This is a genomic window from Aeromonas sp. 604282 (assembly GCF_049170575.1).
In the GTDB taxonomy this organism is placed as follows: Bacteria; Pseudomonadota; Gammaproteobacteria; order Enterobacterales; family Aeromonadaceae; genus Aeromonas; species Aeromonas veronii_A.
In genome coordinates, this window is record NZ_JAAKMV010000012.1 from 108,202 (window position 1) to 126,785 (window position 18,584).

At 58.0% G+C, this 18,584-nt stretch carries 23 protein-coding genes; 15 read left to right on the top strand and 8 right to left on the bottom strand.

The window, feature by feature from the left end; translation table 11 throughout:
* Positions 1–14: 14 nt before the first annotated feature.
* Genes G5367_RS14770 through dolP form a run of 4 tightly spaced genes read left to right on the top strand, consistent with a single transcriptional unit; the run spans position 15 to position 3,298 of the window.
* Positions 15–1,802, top strand: a complete 1,788-nt coding sequence (locus G5367_RS14770) for a penicillin-binding protein activator (protein WP_005355126.1) — start codon at positions 15–17, stop codon at positions 1,800–1,802.
* Complete coding sequence (locus tag G5367_RS14775; RefSeq protein ID WP_322112865.1) at positions 1,744–2,115, top strand: YraN family protein; 372 nt, start codon at positions 1,744–1,746, stop codon at positions 2,113–2,115. Before G5367_RS14770 ends, G5367_RS14775 begins: the two co-directional genes overlap by 59 nt.
* Before the next feature lie 9 nt (positions 2,116–2,124).
* The gene (locus G5367_RS14780; RefSeq protein WP_005341724.1) at positions 2,125–2,715 is read left to right on the top strand and encodes a D-sedoheptulose-7-phosphate isomerase; all 591 of its coding nucleotides are present in this window, start codon (positions 2,125–2,127) and stop codon (positions 2,713–2,715) included.
* 4 nt (positions 2,716–2,719) lie between these two features.
* Positions 2,720–3,298, top strand: a complete 579-nt coding sequence (dolP, locus tag G5367_RS14785) for a division/outer membrane stress-associated lipid-binding lipoprotein (RefSeq protein ID WP_216979972.1) — start codon at positions 2,720–2,722, stop codon at positions 3,296–3,298.
* 41 nt (positions 3,299–3,339) lie between these two features.
* On the opposite strand, the gene G5367_RS14790 is transcribed toward dolP, so the two are convergent.
* From G5367_RS14790 to zapE, 8 genes are all read right to left on the bottom strand, one after another.
* A complete protein-coding gene (locus G5367_RS14790; RefSeq protein WP_041234002.1) occupies positions 3,340–3,765 on the bottom strand; it encodes a ClpXP protease specificity-enhancing factor in 426 nt (141 codons plus the stop codon).
* On the bottom strand, positions 3,762–4,391 hold the full coding sequence (gene sspA, locus G5367_RS14795; protein WP_005336279.1) for a stringent starvation protein SspA: 630 nt from the start codon (positions 4,389–4,391) through the stop codon (positions 3,762–3,764). Before sspA ends, G5367_RS14790 begins: the two co-directional genes overlap by 4 nt.
* Before the next feature lie 87 nt (positions 4,392–4,478).
* A complete protein-coding gene (locus tag G5367_RS14800) occupies positions 4,479–5,213 on the bottom strand; it encodes a cytochrome c1 (protein ID WP_040068844.1) in 735 nt (244 codons plus the stop codon).
* Entirely contained in the window at positions 5,210–6,427 is a 1,218-nt protein-coding gene (locus tag G5367_RS14805; protein WP_005341735.1) for a cytochrome b, read from the bottom strand. Before G5367_RS14805 ends, G5367_RS14800 begins: the two co-directional genes overlap by 4 nt.
* A 2-nt stretch (positions 6,428–6,429) precedes the next feature.
* Positions 6,430–7,020, bottom strand: a complete 591-nt coding sequence (gene petA, locus G5367_RS14810; RefSeq protein ID WP_040068840.1) for a ubiquinol-cytochrome c reductase iron-sulfur subunit — start codon at positions 7,018–7,020, stop codon at positions 6,430–6,432.
* Positions 7,021–7,315: 295 nt separating this feature from the next.
* Positions 7,316–7,708 (bottom strand): 30S ribosomal protein S9, encoded by a 393-nt coding sequence (gene rpsI / locus G5367_RS14815; RefSeq protein WP_005336286.1) that lies wholly within the window; start codon positions 7,706–7,708, stop codon positions 7,316–7,318.
* Between the two features lie 15 nt (positions 7,709–7,723).
* Positions 7,724–8,152 carry a 50S ribosomal protein L13 gene (rplM, locus tag G5367_RS14820; protein ID WP_005341737.1) on the bottom strand — a complete coding sequence of 143 codons (429 nt, stop codon included), beginning with the start codon at positions 8,150–8,152 and terminating at the stop codon, positions 7,724–7,726.
* A 266-nt stretch (positions 8,153–8,418) separates the two neighbouring features.
* The gene (zapE, locus tag G5367_RS14825) at positions 8,419–9,513 is read right to left on the bottom strand and encodes a cell division protein ZapE (protein ID WP_421244524.1); all 1,095 of its coding nucleotides are present in this window, start codon (positions 9,511–9,513) and stop codon (positions 8,419–8,421) included.
* 140 nt (positions 9,514–9,653) lie between these two features.
* Between zapE and G5367_RS14830 the strand changes: the two genes are divergently transcribed.
* The 11 genes from G5367_RS14830 (at position 9,654) to dagF (ending at position 18,568) form a co-directional block, all read left to right on the top strand.
* On the top strand, positions 9,654–10,034 hold the full coding sequence (locus tag G5367_RS14830) for a YhcB family protein (protein WP_005341739.1): 381 nt from the start codon (positions 9,654–9,656) through the stop codon (positions 10,032–10,034).
* An 81-nt stretch (positions 10,035–10,115) separates the two neighbouring features.
* The gene (locus G5367_RS14835; RefSeq protein ID WP_421244525.1) at positions 10,116–11,477 is read left to right on the top strand and encodes a Do family serine endopeptidase; all 1,362 of its coding nucleotides are present in this window, start codon (positions 10,116–10,118) and stop codon (positions 11,475–11,477) included.
* 107 nt (positions 11,478–11,584) lie between these two features.
* Complete coding sequence (degS, locus tag G5367_RS14840; protein ID WP_005341742.1) at positions 11,585–12,706, top strand: outer membrane-stress sensor serine endopeptidase DegS; 1,122 nt, start codon at positions 11,585–11,587, stop codon at positions 12,704–12,706.
* A gap of 320 nt (positions 12,707–13,026) precedes the next feature.
* Entirely contained in the window at positions 13,027–13,389 is a 363-nt protein-coding gene (locus G5367_RS14845) for a PRD domain-containing protein (RefSeq protein ID WP_216979968.1), read from the top strand.
* Positions 13,390–13,755 carry an SFCGS family glycine-rich protein gene (locus G5367_RS14850; RefSeq protein ID WP_005355141.1) on the top strand — a complete coding sequence of 122 codons (366 nt, stop codon included), beginning with the start codon at positions 13,390–13,392 and terminating at the stop codon, positions 13,753–13,755.
* Complete coding sequence (locus G5367_RS14855; RefSeq protein ID WP_421244526.1) at positions 13,755–14,051, top strand: DUF4312 family protein; 297 nt, start codon at positions 13,755–13,757, stop codon at positions 14,049–14,051. The genes G5367_RS14850 and G5367_RS14855 overlap by 1 nt, the downstream gene beginning before the upstream one ends.
* 39 nt (positions 14,052–14,090) lie before the next feature.
* On the top strand, positions 14,091–14,867 hold the full coding sequence (locus G5367_RS14860) for a DUF4311 domain-containing protein (protein WP_005341754.1): 777 nt from the start codon (positions 14,091–14,093) through the stop codon (positions 14,865–14,867).
* An 11-nt stretch (positions 14,868–14,878) separates the two neighbouring features.
* Positions 14,879–15,529, top strand: a complete 651-nt coding sequence (locus G5367_RS14865; protein ID WP_011707606.1) for a DUF4310 family protein — start codon at positions 14,879–14,881, stop codon at positions 15,527–15,529.
* 42 nt (positions 15,530–15,571) lie between these two features.
* Complete coding sequence (locus G5367_RS14870) at positions 15,572–16,711, top strand: amidohydrolase/deacetylase family metallohydrolase (RefSeq protein WP_421244527.1); 1,140 nt, start codon at positions 15,572–15,574, stop codon at positions 16,709–16,711.
* Positions 16,695–17,810 carry a DgaE family pyridoxal phosphate-dependent ammonia lyase gene (locus tag G5367_RS14875; protein WP_421244528.1) on the top strand — a complete coding sequence of 372 codons (1,116 nt, stop codon included), beginning with the start codon at positions 16,695–16,697 and terminating at the stop codon, positions 17,808–17,810. Before G5367_RS14870 ends, G5367_RS14875 begins: the two co-directional genes overlap by 17 nt.
* Positions 17,810–18,568, top strand: coding sequence for a 2-dehydro-3-deoxy-phosphogluconate aldolase (gene dagF / locus G5367_RS14880; RefSeq protein WP_421244529.1), 759 nt, complete (start codon positions 17,810–17,812; stop codon positions 18,566–18,568). The genes G5367_RS14875 and dagF overlap by 1 nt, the downstream gene beginning before the upstream one ends.
* Positions 18,569–18,584: the final 16 nt, after the last annotated feature.

Genomic DNA, 18,584 nt, shown 5'->3' on the forward strand with positions numbered 1-18,584 from the left:
CAGGGCAGTCAGGCATGCCCTCTGCGTTCTCCAATCTGACCAAGAATGCCCAGTGGTATCTTGAGCAGGTGGACCCGGCCAAGCCGGCCGAAGCCTTTACCTGGCAGATGCTGGCGGCACGCAGCTATCTGGCGCTGGGCCAGGCCAAACCGGCCTCGGCACTGTTCCAGCAATTGCAGAAGCAGGCCAAGGATCCCGTTCAGAAGGCGCAGTTGCAACTGCTGCAAGCTCATCTGTTGCTGGCGCAGGGCCACGCCAATCAGGCGCTGATCCTGCTGGAAGGCAAACCCGAGGTGGTGCTGGATGCCGATACCCAGAAGGATTGGTATCGCCAGCGCGTGGTGCTGCAGCTCGACATCAACAACAAGTTTGGCGCAGCCAAGTCGTTGATTGCACTGGAGCCCTACCTCAATCAGAGCGAGCAGGCCACCAACCATCAGCAAATCTGGTCGTTGCTCAAAAGCATGACCCCCTCCACCCTGCAAGCGCTGGAAGAGGCTCCGGCCCCTGATGTGACCACCGGCTGGTTGCGACTGGCGGCACTGGTCAACGAGTTTGGCGCCCAGCCGAACCTGCTGGCCCGCCAACTGGCAGGCTGGAAGCGCGACTTCCCCAACCATCCAGCCCAGAAGGATATGCCGGCAGGATTGGGCGATCTGGCTGCCACTGCCAGCACCTCGGTGCAACAGATCGCTGTGCTGCTGCCCCTCTCCGGCAATCTGGAGCCGCAGGGCGCCGCCATCCGTAACGGTATGCTGATGTCTTATAAGGAAAATCAGGGGCAATTCACCCTGAACTTCTACGACACCCAGAGCAAGTCGACCGGCGACCTTTATAAGCAGGCGATTCAGGAAGGGGCAGACATGATCATCGGCCCGCTGCTGAAAGACCGGGTCGAGGAGCTGCTCAAGGCCAATCCGACCGTGCCGGTACTGGCGCTCAACGAGCTGGACAAGCCGGTCGTCAACGACACCACCTACTACTTCTCCCTCTCTGCCGCCGCAGATGCCGCGCAGGCAGCCCAGTACCTTTACACGCAGGGCTACCGCAAACCGCTGCTAATCGCCGCCCAGGGGCGGATCGGTTACAGCAGTATCAAGGCGTTCGAGCAGAGCTGGGCCACTCTCAGTCAGGATAAACCGGTCGTTGCCACCTTCGGTGCCCGCAACGAAGTACAGGGGATGGTCAAGAATGCCCTGAGCGGCCGCTCTACCGCCCGTGCAGGTGAAGTGGTGCAACTCTCTGATGCCGCACCGCGCAGCATCGATGCCGTTTACGTGGTGGCCAATAGCCTGGAAACCCGGATGATCAAACCCTACGTGGACGTCTCGGTCAATCCGATGGGCAGCCTGCCCATCTACACCAGCTCCCGTGGCTACGACAGCGCAGCCACCGAGGTCGCCTCCGAGCTCAACGGCATGCATATCGCCGATATGCCGCTGTTGCTCGGTGGTTACGAGAAACAGCGCGAGCAGATCGCTCTGCTCTGGCCGCAGACCCAGGGTGACCTGCTGCGTCTGTTTGCCATGGGCTACGATGCCGTCAGCCTGGCTGAGAACCTCCAGCAGATGCGCAAGGTAGGTGGCATGCAGCAGGCCGGCATGAGCGGTCAGCTGAGCGTGGATGCTCAGGGCAATATCGTGCGGATGCTGAGCTGGGGTACTTACCAGAACGGCAAACTGGTCGACGAGAACGCCGTTCAGCAACTGGAGGAGCCCTCCAATGAAGGAACTATGGAAACGGATGCGCCAGCAGTTGCCGAGCCTGTTCCCCTCACCAACGAGCAAGGGACAGCACTTTGAACAAGTTGCTGAACGCTGGTTGCAGGCACAGGGCCTGCAACCGGTAGCTCGCAACTACCGCTGTCGTGGCGGTGAAATAGATCTCATCATGCACCAGGGCCAGACCCTGGTGTTTGTTGAGGTGCGCTACCGGGCCACCGGCAGCCATGGCGGGGCCGCCAGCTCGGTCACCCACAGCAAACAGCGCAAGATCATGCTGGCAGCGCGCCACTATTTGAAGCAACATGCCATCAACGAGGCCAATCAGGCCTGCCGATTCGATGTGATTGCGTTCGAGGGTGACCAGCCAGCCTGGATCCAGAACGCATTTTAAGAGGACCCTATGACTGACCGCATCAAAGAGAACTACACCGAAAGCATCCAGACCAAGATAGCCGCCGCCGAGGCGCTGCCGGATGCCATCCATACTGCAGCCCAGATGATCACCATCTGCCTGCTCAATGGCCACAAGGTGCTGGCATGCGGTAACGGTCCTTCTGCCGCACTGGCGCAGCTGTTTATCTCCGAGCTGGTCAACTGCTACGAGACCCAGCGCCCCTCCCTGCCCGGTATGGCCCTGACCCCGGACATGGCGACCATCAGCGCCATCGCCACCGACCACGGTTTTGAAGAGGTCTACGCCAAGCAGATCCGCGCACTGGGCCAGCCTGGCGACATTCTGGTGGTCATCACCACCACGGGCAACAGCCGAAGCCTGATCAAGGCGGCCGAGGCAGCTCTCTCCCGCGACATGACCATTGTTGTACTGAGCGGCGGCGACGGTGGCGAGATGGCTGGCTTGCTGGGGCCAAACGATGTGGAGATCCGAGTACCCTCTGCCCGCCGCCCCCGCATTCTTGAGGTCAACCTGTTGACCCTGCACTGTCTGTGTGATCTCATCGACCAGACTCTTTTCCCGCAACAGGAAGATTGAAACAATGAACAAGCAGATACTCATCCTTGGCCTGCTAGCCAGCTCCTTGCTATTGCAGGGCTGTGCTGCCGTGGTGGTTGGCGGAGCAGCTGGCACCGCCAAGGTTTCTGGCGACCGCCGTACCATGAGCGCCCAGTGGGATGACCAGAGCATCGAGCTGAAAGCAGCCAATCTGCTGGCCGACAACAAACCGCTCAGCGCAGCCAGCAAGATCAGCGTCTACAGCAACAATGGCCGTGTGCTGCTGGTCGGTCAGACACCTTCTGACGTTTACAAGCTGGAAGCAGGCAAGATTGTTGGCCGCATCGAGGGGGTCCGCCACGTCTACAACGAGTTACGCCTTGGTCAGCCAGTCAGCCTGACCACACGCAGCAATGACACTTGGCTCACCTCCAAGGTGAAAGCCGACATGTTCGGCACCAAAAACTTCGATAGCGCCAAGGTCAAGGTGGTCACCGAAAACGGCGAAGTATTCCTGATTGGTCTTGTCACCCGTCAGGAGGGAGAGCAGGCGGTCAACATCGCTCGCCACGTTAGCGGTGTGAAGCGAGTCATCAAGGCATTCGAATACGCCCAGAACTGATAATTACGGATATGAAAAACGCAGCCAATTGGCTGCGTTTTTTATTTGATGACTTTCAGGGTCGGACGACCGCTTGGACGCGGAGGTTCCGGCTCTGGCTCCACCGGTGCTTCGGCCTGCTCCAGCCAGATATCGTAACCAGGCTCGGGGGGGAACAGGGTTCCCACGCCGTTCTCCCTAGCATGGATAGCCAGCACGGCCGCCATCGGGATATAGACCTGTTGGGATACCCCGCCAAAGCGGGCGCTGAAGCTGATTGCCTCATTATCCATGTGAAACTGCATTACGGCACGGGGCGCGATATTCAGCACAATCTGCCCGTCCTGAGCAAACTGCATCGGCACCATCACATGGGGAATGTTGACGTTGACCACCAGATGGGGAGTCAGATCGTTATCCAGCAACCAGTCAAAGAACGCCCGTAACAGGTACGGGCGACTCGGCGTCATTGTCGGTTCCATGCTCATACGCCAGCACGGATCTCGCGTTCGGCTTCGGTCAGGGAGGCCTGGAAGGACTCACGCTCGAACAGACGAACCATGTAGGCCTTCAGCTCTTTGGCGCCACGACCGGTCAGGTCGATACCCAGGCTCGGCAGACGCCACAGCAGCGGTGCCATGTAGCAATCCACCAGGCCAAACTCTTCGCTCATGAAATAGGGCATTTCACCGAAGATCGGTGCAATGGCGAGCAAGTTGTCACGCAGTTCGTTGCGTGCTGCTTCTGCATCGGTACCGGCCATGATCTTGTCAGCCAGGGAATACCAGTCCAGCTCGATGCGGTGCATCATCAGGCGGCTGTTACCACGGGCAACCGGATAAACAGGCATCAGGGGTGGATGCGGGAAGCGTTCGTCCAGATACTCCATGATGATGCGTGAGGTGTAGAGTGCCAGCTCACGATCAACCAGGGTCGGTACAGAGTTGTACGGGTTCAGCTCGGCCAGCTCATCCGGCAGATTGGCTGGATCAACCTGGCAGATATCCACGCTAACACCCTTCTCCGCCAGGACAATACGCACCTGATGGCTGAACATATCGTTGGCACCGGAAAACAGCGTCATTACCGAACGCTTATTGGCAGCTACAGCCATTGAACCCTCCCGTCATTAAAAAGCAGAAACGGCAATGAAGCATCTTGGTCTTCATTGCCGTGCATTATATTACCCGTATCTGGTCGCTTAGTGAACGTCGCGCCAGAATTCCTTCTTCAACAGCACAGTGAAGATGAAGAAGATCACGATGAAACCAAGCACCCAGAAGCCCATGCGTTCACGCTCCTGTTGTACCGGTTCAGCCGAGTAGACCAAGAAGTTTACCAGATCCAGTACCGTCTGATCATACTCTTCGTCATCCATTTCACCATTACCGTCAGATTTGATGCTGACAACCTGCTGGGTCTCGACTCCATCGACCGTGTGAGTGACGAACTCGGCACGGGGGGTTCCCTGCAACGGTTCCAACACATGAGGCATACCCACAGACGGGAACACCACGTTATTCACCCCAAATGGACGAGTCGGATCCACATAAAAAGAACGCAGATAGGTGTAAATCCAGTCCGCACCACGTACCCGGGCAACCAGAGTCAGATCAGGAGGGGGAGCACCAAACCACTTGGCGGCATCCTTCTCGGACATGGCGCTCTTCATCAGATCACCCACTTTGGCGCCGGTGAAGATGAGGTTCTCCTTCATCAGCTCCTCGGGGATCTCCAGATCGGCAGCAACCCGGTTGTAGCGTTGATACTGGGTAGAGTGGCAGCCTGCACAATAGTTCATGAAGGTGGCAGCTCCACGTTGCAGGGATGCCTTGTCGCTCAGATCATAATTGGCTTTGTCCAGATGCACGGCCCCAGCATTGGCAAACACCAGTGATGGCAGCAGGGTCAGCACTGCAAATATTATTTTTTTCATTTAAATGTAACCCTCTCCGGCAGCGGCTTGGTGCGTTCGTTTTTGCTGTAGAAGAACAACAGCACGAAGAAACCGAAATAACCCAAGGTACAAATCTGGGCAACCAGCGTCAGGGTCGGCGTCGACGGCAGTACACCCAGCACCCCCAGAATGATGAAGCAGACCACGAACTGGGCGATGTTAAGCTTGTGCAGCTTGCTGCGATAGCGAACAGAACGCACCTTGCAGCGATCCAGCCAAGGCAGCAGGAACAACACCACAATAGAGAGGCCCATCATGATGACGCCAAGCAGCTTGTCAGGTACCGCACGCAGAATCGCGTAGAAGGGGGTGAAGTACCACACTGGCGCGATGTGAGCAGGAGTCTTGAGGCCGTTGGCCACTTCAAAGTTCGGCTTCTCGAGGAAGTAACCCCACATATCCGGCTTGAAGAAAATGATGGCGCAGAAGAAGAACAGGAAGCCAGCCACACCGATCATATCCTTGACGGTGAAGTAAGGGTGGAACGCCACCGCATCCAGCGGCCAGCCGTTCTCGTCCTTGTGCTTCTTGATGTCTATGCCATCCGGGTTGTTGGAACCCACTTCGTGCAGCGCCAGGATATGCATCGCAACCAGCATCACCAAAACCAGCGGCAACGCGATGACGTGCAGCGCGAAGAAGCGGTTCAGGGTCGCACCAGAGATAACGTAGTCACCACGGATCCACAGGGTAAGATCATCACCGATGACCGGAATGGCACCAAACAGCGAGATGATGACCTGGGCCCCCCAGAATGACATCTGTCCCCAAGGTAGCAAGTAGCCCATAAAGGCTTCCGCCATCAGCACCAGAAAGATCAGCATGCCGAAGATCCACAGCAACTCGCGTGGTTTCTGGTAAGAGCCGTAAATCATACCGCGGAACATGTGCAGGTAGACCACCACGAAGAAAGCAGAGGCACCGGTAGAGTGCATGTAACGCAGCAGCCAGCCATACTCCACATCACGCATGATGTACTCGACAGAGGCAAATGCACCCTCCGCAGAGGGGTTGTAGTTCATGGTCAGCCAGATGCCGGTGATGATCTGGTTAACCAGCACCAACATGGCCAGCGAACCAAAGAAGTACCAGAAATTCAGGTTCTTCGGTGCCGGATACTTGGCCATGTGGTCGTTGTACATGGCCGTAAGCGGGAAGCGATCGTCAATCCAGCCCATCAGTTTGCTCAACATGATCAGGCCTCCTTGCCATCGGCACCGACCAGAATGGTGGTGTCGTTAATGAATTGATACGGCGGAATAACCAGATTCAGTGGTGCAGGCACCCCCTGGAACACACGGCCAGCCATATCGAACTTGGAGCCATGACACGGGCAGAAGAAGCCGGATGTGACCCCCTGCACCTGCTCGCCAAAACTGTCAGGCAGATAAGAAGGCGAACACCCGAGATGGGTGCAAATACCGACCGCGACAAAGATCTCTGGCTTGATGGATCTGTAGCCATTATGTGCATAATCAGGCTGTTGCGGCTCTTCTGATGAGGGATCCCGCAACTTGTCATCATGTGCTGCCAGGGCATCCAGCGTCTGTTTGGTGCGTTTGACCACCCAGACGGGTTTGCCACGCCACTCGACACGGATGAGCTGACCCGGTTCCAACTTGCTGATATCGACTTCAACCGGTGCACCGGCTGCTTTGGCCTTGGCACTCGGATTCCATGACTTTATAAACGGCACTGCGGTAAACGCAGCTCCTACCCCACCAACGGCAACCGTTGACCAGGTAAGAAATCTGCGGCGACCGGTATCAACTGGCGCATTGCTCATCCAAAAACTCTCCCATGTGGACTCCGCACATTCTTATAGTGTCCCTGTTCCCCATTTTTCCCGTGACAACAGCGGCGGAAGCTGGATTTACAATTGCCACAGAAAACAGGGGAAATTTTAAAGAAAAGATAACAACTTGACAAGAAAGAGCGGTGAGCAATAAAAACAATAAAGAAACAATTTTTTGTCTTTTGTGACGCGTGGTTAGCATTGATGTCGGTAATATTACCAATAAAAAAAGCCTGGCGGTTGCCAGGCTTTTTTGACACTCGAAAGAGTGAGCACCAAAAGCGAATTAACGCTTGGAGTACTGCGGACGCTTACGAGCTTTGTGCAGACCGACTTTCTTACGCTCAACCTTACGGGCATCGCGAGTAACAAAGCCTGCTTTACGCAGTTCGGAACGCAGGGTTTCATCGTACTGCATCAGAGCACGAGTGATACCGTGGCGGATCGCACCAGCTTGACCGGAGATGCCACCACCGTTAACGGTGATGTACAGATCCAGTTTCTCGGTCATCTCAACCAGTTCCAGCGGCTGACGAACTACCATGCGGGCAGTCGGACGACCGAAGTACTGCTCCAGGGAGCGCTGGTTGATTACGATCTTACCGCTACCCGCTTTGATGAATACGCGAGCAGTGGAGCTTTTGCGACGGCCGGTACCGTAGTATTGATTTTCTGCCATGTTGCCAGTTCCCGATTAGATATCCAGTACTTGAGGTTGCTGAGCAGCGTGAGCGTGCTCGGCGCCTGCGTAAACTTTCAGTTTACGGAACATGGCACGGCCCAGAGGACCTTTCGGCAGCATGCCTTTAACAGCAGCTTCGATTACCATTTCCGGTTTACGCTGAATCAGCTTGTCGAAGCTGATGGACTTGATACCACCCGGGAAACCGGAGTGAGCGTGGTACATTTTGTCGGTAGTTTTCTTACCGGTAACACGTACCTTCTCAGCGTTTACAACGATGATGTAATCACCGGTGTCAACGTGCGGAGTGTATTCAGCTTTGTGCTTACCACGCAGACGAGCAGCGATCTCGGTTGCGATACGACCCAGAGTTTTACCTTCTGCGTCCACAATGTACCAGTCACGTTTTACGGTTTCTGGCTTGGCAACGAAAGTTTTCATTAAGTTAAACCCAATTACCTGTTACAGACCCAATTGTTTATGGGGGCTCTCCCACAAACAACAAACGATGGCCTACCTGTACCCCTTCGAATACAAGTAAAGCTTAAAGTGTTGCTGTCTTATCGACAGCTGTAACGTGGGCCGGGCGATTATAAGTGAAGTTGCCTTAAATATCACCTGCTAATTTCACTGCCATGAAGCTAGCAAATGTCGCCCGGCCCTACCTGCCGCAGATGCCCATCCGACTGGCAGGCGCGGTATTGTGACTAAGGAAGGTGCACTCTGGCAAGGTATTCGTGCGATTGCATTTCCTGAAGCCGTGAAAGACAGCGTTTGAATTCGAAATTCAGCAGCCCTTCGCCGTAGAGTTCTGCCATGGGAACAGCTGCCGACATGATGAGCTTGACGTGCCGTTCATAAAACTCATCGACCATGGCAATGAAGCGGCGGGCCGCGTCATCCGTGCCTGTGCCCATTGGTTGAACATTGGCCAGCAACACGGTGTGGAACAGCCGGGCCAACTCGATATAGTCGTTTTGGGAGCGGGGAGTACAACAAAGTTGCTCGAAACCCATATAGAGCACCCCTTCTCCCATACCCAGCGACGTCAGCTGACGATGATTGACCTCGAACGCCCCCTCGCAAGCAGTGTGCCCACCGGTTAATTGCTGAAAATAGTGGTCAAGATTAGCTTTTGCCTGCAAATCCAGCGGGCAGTGATAAATCTCGGCTTGTTCCAGCGTGCGCAGGCGATAGTCGATACCGCCATCCACGTTAAGCACTTCACAATGACGCTCGATAAGCTCGATAGCTGGCAGAAAACGGGCTCGCTGCAGCCCGTTGCGATAAAGATCCTGTGGCGGAATATTTGAAGTGGCGACCAGCACGACGCCGTGACCAAACAGCTCCTGAAACAGCGTGCCCAGCAGCATGGCATCGGTGATGTCGGAGACAAAAAATTCGTCGAAACAGATGATGTCTGTTTCGCTAGCAAGCTTACTGGCTACCAGCTTGAGGGGATCGGATTGCCCGCTCAGCCCTTGCAGTTCATCGTGAATACGATGCATGAAACGGTGGAAATGGCTGCGCATCTTGCGCGTCCCCGGCAGGCTGTCGAAAAAAGTATCCATCAGCCAGGTCTTGCCTCGGCCCACTCCACCCCACATATATATCCCGAGGACGGGCTCCGGCGGCTTGGGCTTTTGCAGCCAGCCAAGCAACCCTCGAGATCTGGTCGGAGTCGGGCGCCGTAGCAAATCCTGATAGAGTCGCTCCAGCCTGCTAATAGCCATCCCCTGCGCGGGGTCGGCCATAAAGCCGGGGCGCTGCAGATCCTGCTGGTATTTTTGCTGCGGTGTCATCCTTAAGCGCCTCTCCAAGTCCCTGAATCGAGGACAAAATGGTATCACGGCCTCAGGACGCACGGTATAGTGCCATCAAGGCATGGCGGTTATGTCAACCGCATAAACCCACACTGTTTTAGCTGTAACAAGGAGCATCTATGAGTCTGTTAACTGGGATCCTGCTGGCTGTCGCGGCCTTGATTATCGGTATCGTTCTCGGCCGTTTTTCGGTGCGTAGTCGCGATGCCGGCCGTCTGGAACAGGAACTGAAAAAGGCCCACAAGGAGCTCGAAAGCTATCAGGGCCAGATCAACACCCACTTCGCCGACAGCGCCGCGCTGATGGAGCAACTGGCCGAGCAGTATCAGACCCTCTATCGCCATATGGCGGAGCAGAGCAAATTCCTGGCCAAGGCCCAGGAACCCCTGTTCCGTGAATCATTGGTAGAAGAAGCACCAACCAAAGAACCAGAGGAGCCGGGCGTACCGCCTCGCGACTATGCCGGTGCCTCTTCCGGACTGCTCAAACAACCAAACTAGTTCCTCGCGGAACTAATTGGCCTGCCCTGTGGTCTGACCTTGACGATTGCAATGCAACTTTTTCTGGGAGCTGTTTTTCATATGCGTAAACCTCTTTCCATGCTCAGTGTGCTAGCCCTCAGTGTCGGTATCGCCATGTCTGCGGCCCCCGCTCAGGCTGCACTGCCTTCCCTGTTAGGCTCGAATCAGGAGATGCCAAGTCTGGCGCCAGTGCTCGAACAGGTCACTCCTGCCGTAGTCAATATCTCTGTCTCCGGTAAGAAAGTGACCCGTCAGCGCCTACCGGAACAGTTCCGCTTTTTCTTTGGTCCCAACATGCCCGACGAGCAAGTGAGCGAACAGCCGTTCCAGGCTCTCGGCTCTGGCGTCATCATCGATGCCAAGAAGGGGTATGTGATCACCAACGCTCACGTAGTGCACGAAGCGGACGAGATCAAGGTCACTCTGAAGGATGGCCGTGAGTATGCGGCCAAGAAGATCGGTGAAGACAAGCAGTCCGACATCGCCCTGCTGCAAATCAAGGCCGAGGAACTGGTACAGATCAAGTTCGCCGACTCCGACGAACTGCGGGTGGGTGACTACGCGCTGGCTATCGGCAACCCGTTTGGGCTGGGTCAGACCGTCACGTCAGGTATAGTCAGCGCGCTCGGTCGAAGCGGCCTCAACATCGAGAATCTGGAGAACTTCATCCAGACTGATGCGGCCATCAACTCAGGTAACTCCGGTGGTGCCCTGCTCAACCTGCGTGGCGAGCTGATCGGTATCAATACCGCGATTCTGGGCCCGAACGGCGGCAACATTGGCATCGGCTTTGCCATTCCCTCTAACATGGTGCGGGATCTGACCGAGCAAATCGTCAAATATGGTGAAGTACGTCGTGGTCAGTTGGGTATTACCGGCACCGAGCTCACCTCAGACATCGCCAAGACCTTCGGCTACAACAAGAAGGATGGCGCCTTCGTCAACCAGGTCATGCCTGACTCCGCCGCAGACAAGGCGGGCATCAAGGCGGGCGATATCATCGTCAGCATCGATGGCAAGCCGGTTCGCTCCTTCGGCGAGCTGCGAGCCAAGATCGCCACCATGGGTGCTGGCAAGCAGGTCGAGCTGGGACTGATCCGCGATGGCAAGTCACAAACAGCCAAGGTAACCCTGAAGCAAGCCGATGACAGCGAAGTCCGCGCCAGCGTACTGCACCCGGCACTGGAAGGGGCCAAGCTGAGCACCACTACCGATCCGGTATCCGGCGTCGCAGTGGCTGACATTGATCCACGCTCTCCGGCAGCCGCTTCGGGCCTGCAGAAGGGGGACATCATCATCGGGGTCAACCGTCTGCGCATCAACACGTTGGGCGAGCTGAGCAAGGCGCTCAAGAACAAGCCTGACGTACTGGCGCTCAATATCCAGCGTGGTGACTCCTCGCTCTATCTGGTGATCCGCTAACACGCGGTTATTCGCCAACCGCTCTATCACCCGCGGCCTCGCCGCGGGTGATTTTTATCCATTGATAGTGTTATTCTCTGCCCGCAGCCAGCACGGATGAGAATGACATGAAAATCCCCTCTTTAGTCAGTTACTTGGGCAAGTCCATCGGTTTCGGTTTGACCGTCGCCGCACTGCTGTTGCTGCTGTTTCCCAATTTCCGTGGCGGGGCTCAACTGCCCGGCCTGATCACCAATGCCCGCGAACTGAGCTTCTCCTACGCCGCCCACCGCGCCGGCCCGGCAGTCGTCAACATCTATACCCGCAGCTTTGCCTCCAATCAGGGCAATCGCGGACAACTGCAGCCACAGGGGCTGGGCTCCGGCGTCATCATGACCCAGCGCGGCTACGTGCTGACCAACTACCACGTCATCGCCGATGCCGATCAGATCATCGTCGCCCTGCAGGATGGCCGCGTCTTCAGCGCCGAACTGATCGGCACAGACCCGCTCACCGATCTTGCCGTACTTTATATCGAGTCAGATAACTTGCCTGTGATCCCGCAAGATCCGGAACGCTTGCCAGAAGTGGGCGACGTGGTACTCGCCATCGGCAACCCCTATAACGTCGGCCAGACCATCACCCAGGGCATCATCAGTGCGACCGGCCGTACCGGCCTCTCCAGCATGGGGCCCGACAGCAATGGCCGACAGGATCTGCTGCAAACCGACGCGGCCATCAATGCTGGCAACTCGGGGGGGGCTCTGGTCAACGGTAGGGGCGATCTGGTTGGCATCAACACAGCCACCTATCACCTCAACGGCAATCAGGAGAGCTACGGCATCAGCTTTGCCATCCCCTACCGGCTGGCCAAGCGGATCATGGACGAGTTGATCGCCAACGGCCGCGTCATTCGCGGTTATCTCGGCATCTCCAGCGTCGAGATCAACCCCATCGTCGCCCGCATGATGAACCTGGGCGAACTGCGCGGTCTCATCGTCGAGAGTCTGGATCCTGTCGGTCCGGCGGCCAAAGGTGGCCTGCAACGGGGTGACGTGCTGCTCAAGATCAACGGTGAAGCGATCACCGGGGTACGTGCCGCCATGGACAAGATTGTAGAGAGCCGCCCCGGCACCCAGCTGACAATCTCGGTGTTGCGCTCTGGCAAGCCACTCGAGGTGGTAGTGACCATCGAAGAGGATCTGCGCTACCAGAACCGTGCTGCCGCCAGTGCGGCAGGCGCCAGCTAACCTCAACCCCATCTCATCGTTCAAGGGCGGTCAACCGCCCTTTTTCTTGCATGCTGTTTCATAAATACGCCCCGCCTGCGTGAGGCGACTCACACTTTTCGCCAAGGCTCAGCTGCCAGCTGAAAACGGAAAAGTGCGCCTTCGCTCACACTAACCCAGCCTCGTTCAGACCTTTTTCACTCTCTTTTGCCAACAAAAGGCCCTCTTTGACCCCGAATGATCGGGATTTCCGCTTCGAATCGGAAAAAAGCTGCCTCCACTCTCCATCCATGTCGGCTTAGGGTAGAGCCATCCCTTCTGCCAGCCTTGGAGAGCAGACATTGCAAACAGATACCTACGACCAGACCCTGACCCCGGACAGTCCGGCACTGCTGCGCCAGACCGATCAGGTCCTGGCACGCATTCATATTCTGCTGGGCGATCAGGGCATCCACCCCAACGAGGTACAGCAGCAGATGCTGGCCTCCCATATCAAAGCCATGGTGTGGCGCTCCCACAGCGGCGAACCGCTGCCGGAAGTTGACCTCAGCCTGTTTGAGGAGATCTCGCCCCTCTCTCTGCGTCTCGCCGAGCAGGTTGTCAGCTGGCTAGAGCGACTCGCCTACGAAGAGGCACACCTCTTGTCCGTCCATTTTGAAGTAGCCAAAGAAAACGAACTCAGCTCAGTAACAGGAGATAACTAAATGACTGCCATCAAACTCGTGATTGGAGATCGTCTCGGTAAAGGTCAGAAAGTAGGTGCAGGCGCGGAAGCTGCAGGTGCCAACGTGACCATCATCCCCGGCATGGCTGCCGATATGAAGCTCGGCGACGTGATGAACAAGGAGCAGGCTGATCTCGGCATCTCCTTCTGCGGCAGCGGCGGCGCCGGTGCCATCACCGCCCAAACCAAGTACGGCTACAAGTGCCGCTACGGCATGCGCTCCGTTGAAGAGGGTGTCACCGCCATCAACGAAGGTTGCGTGGTGCTGGGCTTTGGCTTCATGGACAAGGAAGAGCTGGGCCAGAAACTGGTCGAAGCCTTCGCCAAGAAGCACGGACGCGCCTGATGAAAGAGAACTTCACCACCAAGGTCACCGTCAGCGGCAAGGGAACCAGCCGTCAGCAGGCATTTGCCTCCGCTCTCAGCCAGGTGCAGCCAACGCTCCTCAAGGACAACCAGCAGGTACTGCTGCGCATTGAGCCGGTCGATGTACAGGTGCTTAGAGCCGAGGAGTCGGTCCGGGTGGAGAAGTTCCTGTTCTTCTTCCTGCCGCGCCAGCGCCGCGAATACCGCGTTCAGCTGGAGATCACAGTTCAGGCCACCAGTCTCGACGTCGCCAGGGTGACGTTCACCCAGGTGTGATCTCCTGACCGGCACCACCCCACAAGAAGGATACGTTGGATGTTTCTAATCATATTTATCAAGTCTCTCATCATTGGCGGCCTGGTTGGCGTCGGGGTGGGGGCCGGCGCGGCGCGGATGTTCCACGCCCCGACCGTACAGGGCATGGGCGCCTTCCGCACCCTGGGCGAACTCAACTCCTGCGAAGGGGATCCCGCTTCCCACTTCTCGTTTGGTCTCGGCTTTTTCTTCAACGCCTGGGCCTCCACCGTGGCGGCGGGCGCCTTCACCCAGGATGTGGATCACCGCATCATTCCGCACTGGGCCACGGCGGCACTGCTGTTCAAGAACCGGGATCTCGCCACCACCCTGCACGACCCGAAAAAGATGGCCATCGCTGGCGGCATCATAGGTGCCATCGTGGTCGCCTTCCTCAACAGCACGGCCGCCGCCGTTCCGGCTGCATTGCAGGTCACAGCAGTCAAGGTGCTGGTGCCAGCCGCCAACCTGCTGGTCAATACCGTCATGCCGGTGATCTTCTGGCTCGCAGCCATCGAGGCGGGCAAGAAATCCGGTTTCTGGGCCACCATCTTCGGCGGTCTGGCCCAGCTCATCATGGGCAACGCGGTACCGGGCCTGGTGCTCGGCATCCTGATCGGCAAGGGCGTGGAAGAGAGCGGCTGGAACCACGTCACCAAGGTGATGATGGCGGCCATCGTCCTGCTGTTCGTGCTGAGCGGCTTCTTCCGCGGCTTCGACATGAAACTGATTGAATCCTTCCATATGGGTGTCCCCCTGTGGCTGGAAAACGTCCATAACCTGCTGAGCGGCAAATAAGGGGTCACACCATGGATGAGAAACTGAAAAACAACTTCTGGTATGCCGACTGGTCTTTCCCCATCTTCGTCGGCCTGCTCTCGGCCGGGGTCTTTGCCGGTACCCACATGTTCTATCTGTACGGGGTCGGAGCCTTCAACGAGGTAGCCTTCGTCGCCATGCTGAAAGCCGGAATGGACACGGGTGCCTACGGCGCAGTAGCTGCGTTCGGAGCCAGCTTCCTGTTCGCCCGCATCATCGAGGGATCCCTGGTGGGGATCCTGGATATCGGCGGCGCCATCCAGACCGGGGTCGGCCTCGGCGTGCCAGCCCTGCTGCTGGGGGCCGGCATCGTCTATCCGGTGGAAAACTTCGGTGCCTCGCTGGCAACCGGCATGGGGATTGGTCTGGCCATCGGCTACGTCATCATTCTGGCGCGCAAGTTTACCATCAACCAGAGCAACTCCACCTACGGCGCAGACGTCATGATGGGAGCTGGCAACAGCTCTGGCCGCTTCCTCGGCCCCCTCATCATCCTTTCCGCCATGGGTGCATCGATCCCCATCGGTATCGGTTCCCTGCTGGGTGCGCTGCTGTTCTACGTGTGGGGCAAGCCCATCACCGGCGGTGCCATCCTGGGAGCCATGCTGCTGGGTACCTTCTTCCCAGTTGCACTTGCATAACCACCAGCCGCCCTGCGGGGTGGCTCGCCAGAGGTCATCAGCATGTACGACATCATCATCAAAGCCGGGCGCCAGGGAGATGGCCAGCTCGTCGATATTGCCATCAGAGAGGGCAAAATCGCCGCCATCGGCTCCCTGCCGGAGACGGCAACGGCGCAACAGTTCCTGGATCTCGCCGGCAAGATCCACGTCAGCGCCGGCTGGATCGATGGCCACACCCACTGCTACCCCGCCTCCCCCATCTATCACGATGAGCCGGACAAGGTGGGCGTAGAGTCCGGCGTCACCACCGTCATCGACGCCGGCAGTACCGGTGCCGACGATGTGGATGACTTCCAGCAGATCGCTGCGGGCTGCAAGACCCGGGTGCATGCCCTGCTCAACATCTCCCGCATCGGTCTGCTGCGCCAGAACGAGCTGGCGGATAGCCGGGACCTCGATATGGATCTCGCCTCGGCAGCCATTCGCCGCCACCCCGACTTTATCGTCGGCATCAAGGCGCGGATGAGCGGTAGCGTGGTAGGCGAGAACGGTCTGCAACCGCTGCGCATGGCCAAGGCGCTGCAACAGGCTCACGGCCAGCTGCCGCTGATGGTGCACGTGGGTAACACACCGCCGGATCTGGACGAGATCGTCGCTCTGCTGGGGGATGGCGATCTGCTGACCCACTGCTTCAACGGCAAACCGAACCGCATCCTGACTCCGGCTGGCGAGCTGCGGGTCGCGGTGCACGAGGCGATGAAACGGGGCCTGTTGCTCGACATCGGCCACGGCGGCGCCAGCTTCAGCTTCGAGGTGGCGGAGCTGGCTATCCGACAGGGGATCCTGCCCCGCACCATCAGCTCCGACATCTACTGCAAGAACCGCATCAAGGGGCCGGTCTACAGTCTGGCACACGTGATGTCGAAATTTCTCGCCATCGGCATGACGCTGGAGCAGGTGCTCGCCTGCGTCACCCATCAAGCGGCCGATGCCCTGCGCCTGTCCGGCAAGGGGCGGCTCGAGGTGGGCGCCGATGCCGATCTGACCCTGTTCGAGGTCGCCAGCGGCCCGACCCTGTTTATGGATACCGAAGCCCAGTCCCGCAGCGGTGACCAACAACTGCAGCCTCTCGCCGCCCTGGTCGGTGGCGAACTGGTTCTGACTCACTATGGGAAATCACACCATGCCTTCTGTGTATGAGAAATATCAGCTCAAACCGGTGATCAACGCCTCCGGGCGCATGACCATTCTCGGCGTCTCCACCCCCGAGCAGGAGGTGGTCGATGCGGTCAATTTTGGCCTTGGCCACTACTTCGAGGTCAAGGATCTGGTCAACAAGACCGGCACCTATCTGGCTGGTTTACTGGATGTGGAAGATGCTGTGGTGGTCTCCTGTGCCAGCGCCGGCATCGCCCAGTCAGTCGCCGCCATGATAGTACGCGGCGATCCCTATCGCCTCGAGCACCTGCATACCCACCCCCATGAGGTGCCGAGTGAAATCGTGCTGCCCAAGGGGCATAACGTCAACTTCGGCGCCCCGGTCGGTACCATGGTCAATCTGGGTGGCGGCAAAGTAGTGGAAGCCGGTTACGCCAACGAGTGCTCTGCTGCCCAACTGGCCGCCGCCATCAATGCCAACACCGCTGCGATCCTCTATATCAAGTCCCACCACTGCGTGCAGAAGAGCATTCTGTCGGTGGCCGAGGCCGCCGAGGTCGCCAAGACCCACGGGCTCCCGCTCATCGTCGATGCGGCTGCCGAAGAGGATCTGCGTCTCTACTACAACCTGGGGGCGGATCTGGTCATCTACAGCGGCGCCAAGGCAATCGAAGGGCCCACCAGCGGGCTGGTACTCGGCAAGCGCCAGTACGTGGAGTGGGTCAAGCAGCAGGCCAACGGCATCGGCCGTGCCATGAAGGTGGGCAAGGAGGGGATCCTCGGCCTCACCCATGCCATCGAGCGCTACCTGGCCAAAGAGAAGGAGAGCGGCGCCGCCATGGTCGCCAAGATGACCCCCTTCATCGAGCGTCTCAACCAGCTGCCCGGCGTCAACGCCAAGGTGGTGTGGGACAGCGCAGGACGTGACATCGCCCGCACCGATATCGCCTTCGACCACCAGCAGATCGGCATGACCACAGTGCAGGTCGTCAGCCGTCTGCAACAGGGCACGCCTGCCATCTACTGCCGTGGCTACAAGGCCAACGAGGGGCATATCGAGATCGATGTACGCAGCGTCACCGTGCCCCAGCTAGACCAAATCCACTCCGCCATTGCCAACCTCGTTCAGGAGAATCGCTGATGTCCCTTACCCCCAACTACTACCGTGATCGGGTCTGTCTCAACGTGCTGGCAGGTTCCAAAGAGAATGCCGTCGAGGTATACGACGCCGCCGAAGGCCACGTGCTGGTCGGTGTGCTCTCCAAAAACTACCCGGATATCCCCTCCGCTGTTGCCGATATGAAGGAGTACGCCAAGCTTATCGATAACGCTCTCTCCATCGGTCTGGGGGCCGGAGATCCACGCCAGTCCGCCATGGTGGCCGAGCTGGCCTGCCAGCTGCAGCCCCAGCACGTCAACCAGGTGTTCACTGGCGTTGGCGCCAGCCGGGCGCTGCTCGGCCAGTCGGAAACGCTGGTTAACGGCCTGATCTCCCCCACCGGCATGCCGGGCATGGTGAAGATCTCCACCGGCCCGCTCAGCGCCGGGCAGCCAGACGGGATTGTCCCCATCGATACCGCCATCGCCCTGCTCAAGGATATGGGTGGCAGCTCGGTCAAATTCTTCCCCATGGGCGGGCTGGCCTGCCGCGACGAGTATCAGGCGGTGGCCGAGGCTTGTGCTCGCCACGGCTTCTGGCTGGAGCCCACCGGCGGCATCGATCTGGACAACTTCGAGGAGATTGTGCGGATTGCGCTGGATGCCGGGGTCGAGAAGGTGATCCCCCACGTCTACAGTTCCATCATTGACAGCGCGAGCGGTCACACTCGCCCCGAGGATGTGCGCGCCTTGCTTGAAATGGTGAAACAGTTATTACCTGAACATGTAGGTAAAGGCTGATATGCCGCCAGCCACT

What these genes read in the sequence shown, in the direction of transcription:
- G5367_RS14855 (WP_421244526.1), top strand. Translation starts at nt 13,755, where the DNA reads ATGAAAGAGAACTTCACCACCAAGGTCACCGTCAGCGGCAAGGGAACC.
- G5367_RS14830 (WP_005341739.1), top strand. Translation starts at nt 9,654, where the DNA reads ATGAGTCTGTTAACTGGGATCCTGCTGGCTGTCGCGGCCTTGATTATC.
- sspA (WP_005336279.1), bottom strand. Translation starts at nt 4,391, where the DNA reads ATGGCTGTAGCTGCCAATAAGCGTTCGGTAATGACGCTGTTTTCCGGT.
- G5367_RS14850 (WP_005355141.1), top strand. Translation starts at nt 13,390, where the DNA reads ATGACTGCCATCAAACTCGTGATTGGAGATCGTCTCGGTAAAGGTCAG.
- zapE (WP_421244524.1), bottom strand. Translation starts at nt 9,513, where the DNA reads ATGACACCGCAGCAAAAATACCAGCAGGATCTGCAGCGCCCCGGCTTT.
- rpsI (WP_005336286.1), bottom strand. Translation starts at nt 7,708, where the DNA reads ATGGCAGAAAATCAATACTACGGTACCGGCCGTCGCAAAAGCTCCACT.
- G5367_RS14870 (WP_421244527.1), top strand. Translation starts at nt 15,572, where the DNA reads ATGTACGACATCATCATCAAAGCCGGGCGCCAGGGAGATGGCCAGCTC.
- dolP (WP_216979972.1), top strand. Translation starts at nt 2,720, where the DNA reads ATGAACAAGCAGATACTCATCCTTGGCCTGCTAGCCAGCTCCTTGCTA.
- G5367_RS14860 (WP_005341754.1), top strand. Translation starts at nt 14,091, where the DNA reads ATGTTTCTAATCATATTTATCAAGTCTCTCATCATTGGCGGCCTGGTT.
- G5367_RS14780 (WP_005341724.1), top strand. Translation starts at nt 2,125, where the DNA reads ATGACTGACCGCATCAAAGAGAACTACACCGAAAGCATCCAGACCAAG.
- G5367_RS14790 (WP_041234002.1), bottom strand. Translation starts at nt 3,765, where the DNA reads ATGAGCATGGAACCGACAATGACGCCGAGTCGCCCGTACCTGTTACGG.
- petA (WP_040068840.1), bottom strand. Translation starts at nt 7,020, where the DNA reads ATGAGCAATGCGCCAGTTGATACCGGTCGCCGCAGATTTCTTACCTGG.
- G5367_RS14875 (WP_421244528.1), top strand. Translation starts at nt 16,695, where the DNA reads ATGCCTTCTGTGTATGAGAAATATCAGCTCAAACCGGTGATCAACGCC.
- G5367_RS14775 (WP_322112865.1), top strand. Translation starts at nt 1,744, where the DNA reads ATGCGCCAGCAGTTGCCGAGCCTGTTCCCCTCACCAACGAGCAAGGGA.
- G5367_RS14865 (WP_011707606.1), top strand. Translation starts at nt 14,879, where the DNA reads ATGGATGAGAAACTGAAAAACAACTTCTGGTATGCCGACTGGTCTTTC.
- rplM (WP_005341737.1), bottom strand. Translation starts at nt 8,152, where the DNA reads ATGAAAACTTTCGTTGCCAAGCCAGAAACCGTAAAACGTGACTGGTAC.
- degS (WP_005341742.1), top strand. Translation starts at nt 11,585, where the DNA reads ATGAAAATCCCCTCTTTAGTCAGTTACTTGGGCAAGTCCATCGGTTTC.
- G5367_RS14800 (WP_040068844.1), bottom strand. Translation starts at nt 5,213, where the DNA reads ATGAAAAAAATAATATTTGCAGTGCTGACCCTGCTGCCATCACTGGTG.
- G5367_RS14805 (WP_005341735.1), bottom strand. Translation starts at nt 6,427, where the DNA reads ATGTTGAGCAAACTGATGGGCTGGATTGACGATCGCTTCCCGCTTACG.
- dagF (WP_421244529.1), top strand. Translation starts at nt 17,810, where the DNA reads ATGTCCCTTACCCCCAACTACTACCGTGATCGGGTCTGTCTCAACGTG.
- G5367_RS14770 (WP_005355126.1), top strand. Translation starts at nt 15, where the DNA reads ATGCCCTCTGCGTTCTCCAATCTGACCAAGAATGCCCAGTGGTATCTT.
- G5367_RS14835 (WP_421244525.1), top strand. Translation starts at nt 10,116, where the DNA reads ATGCGTAAACCTCTTTCCATGCTCAGTGTGCTAGCCCTCAGTGTCGGT.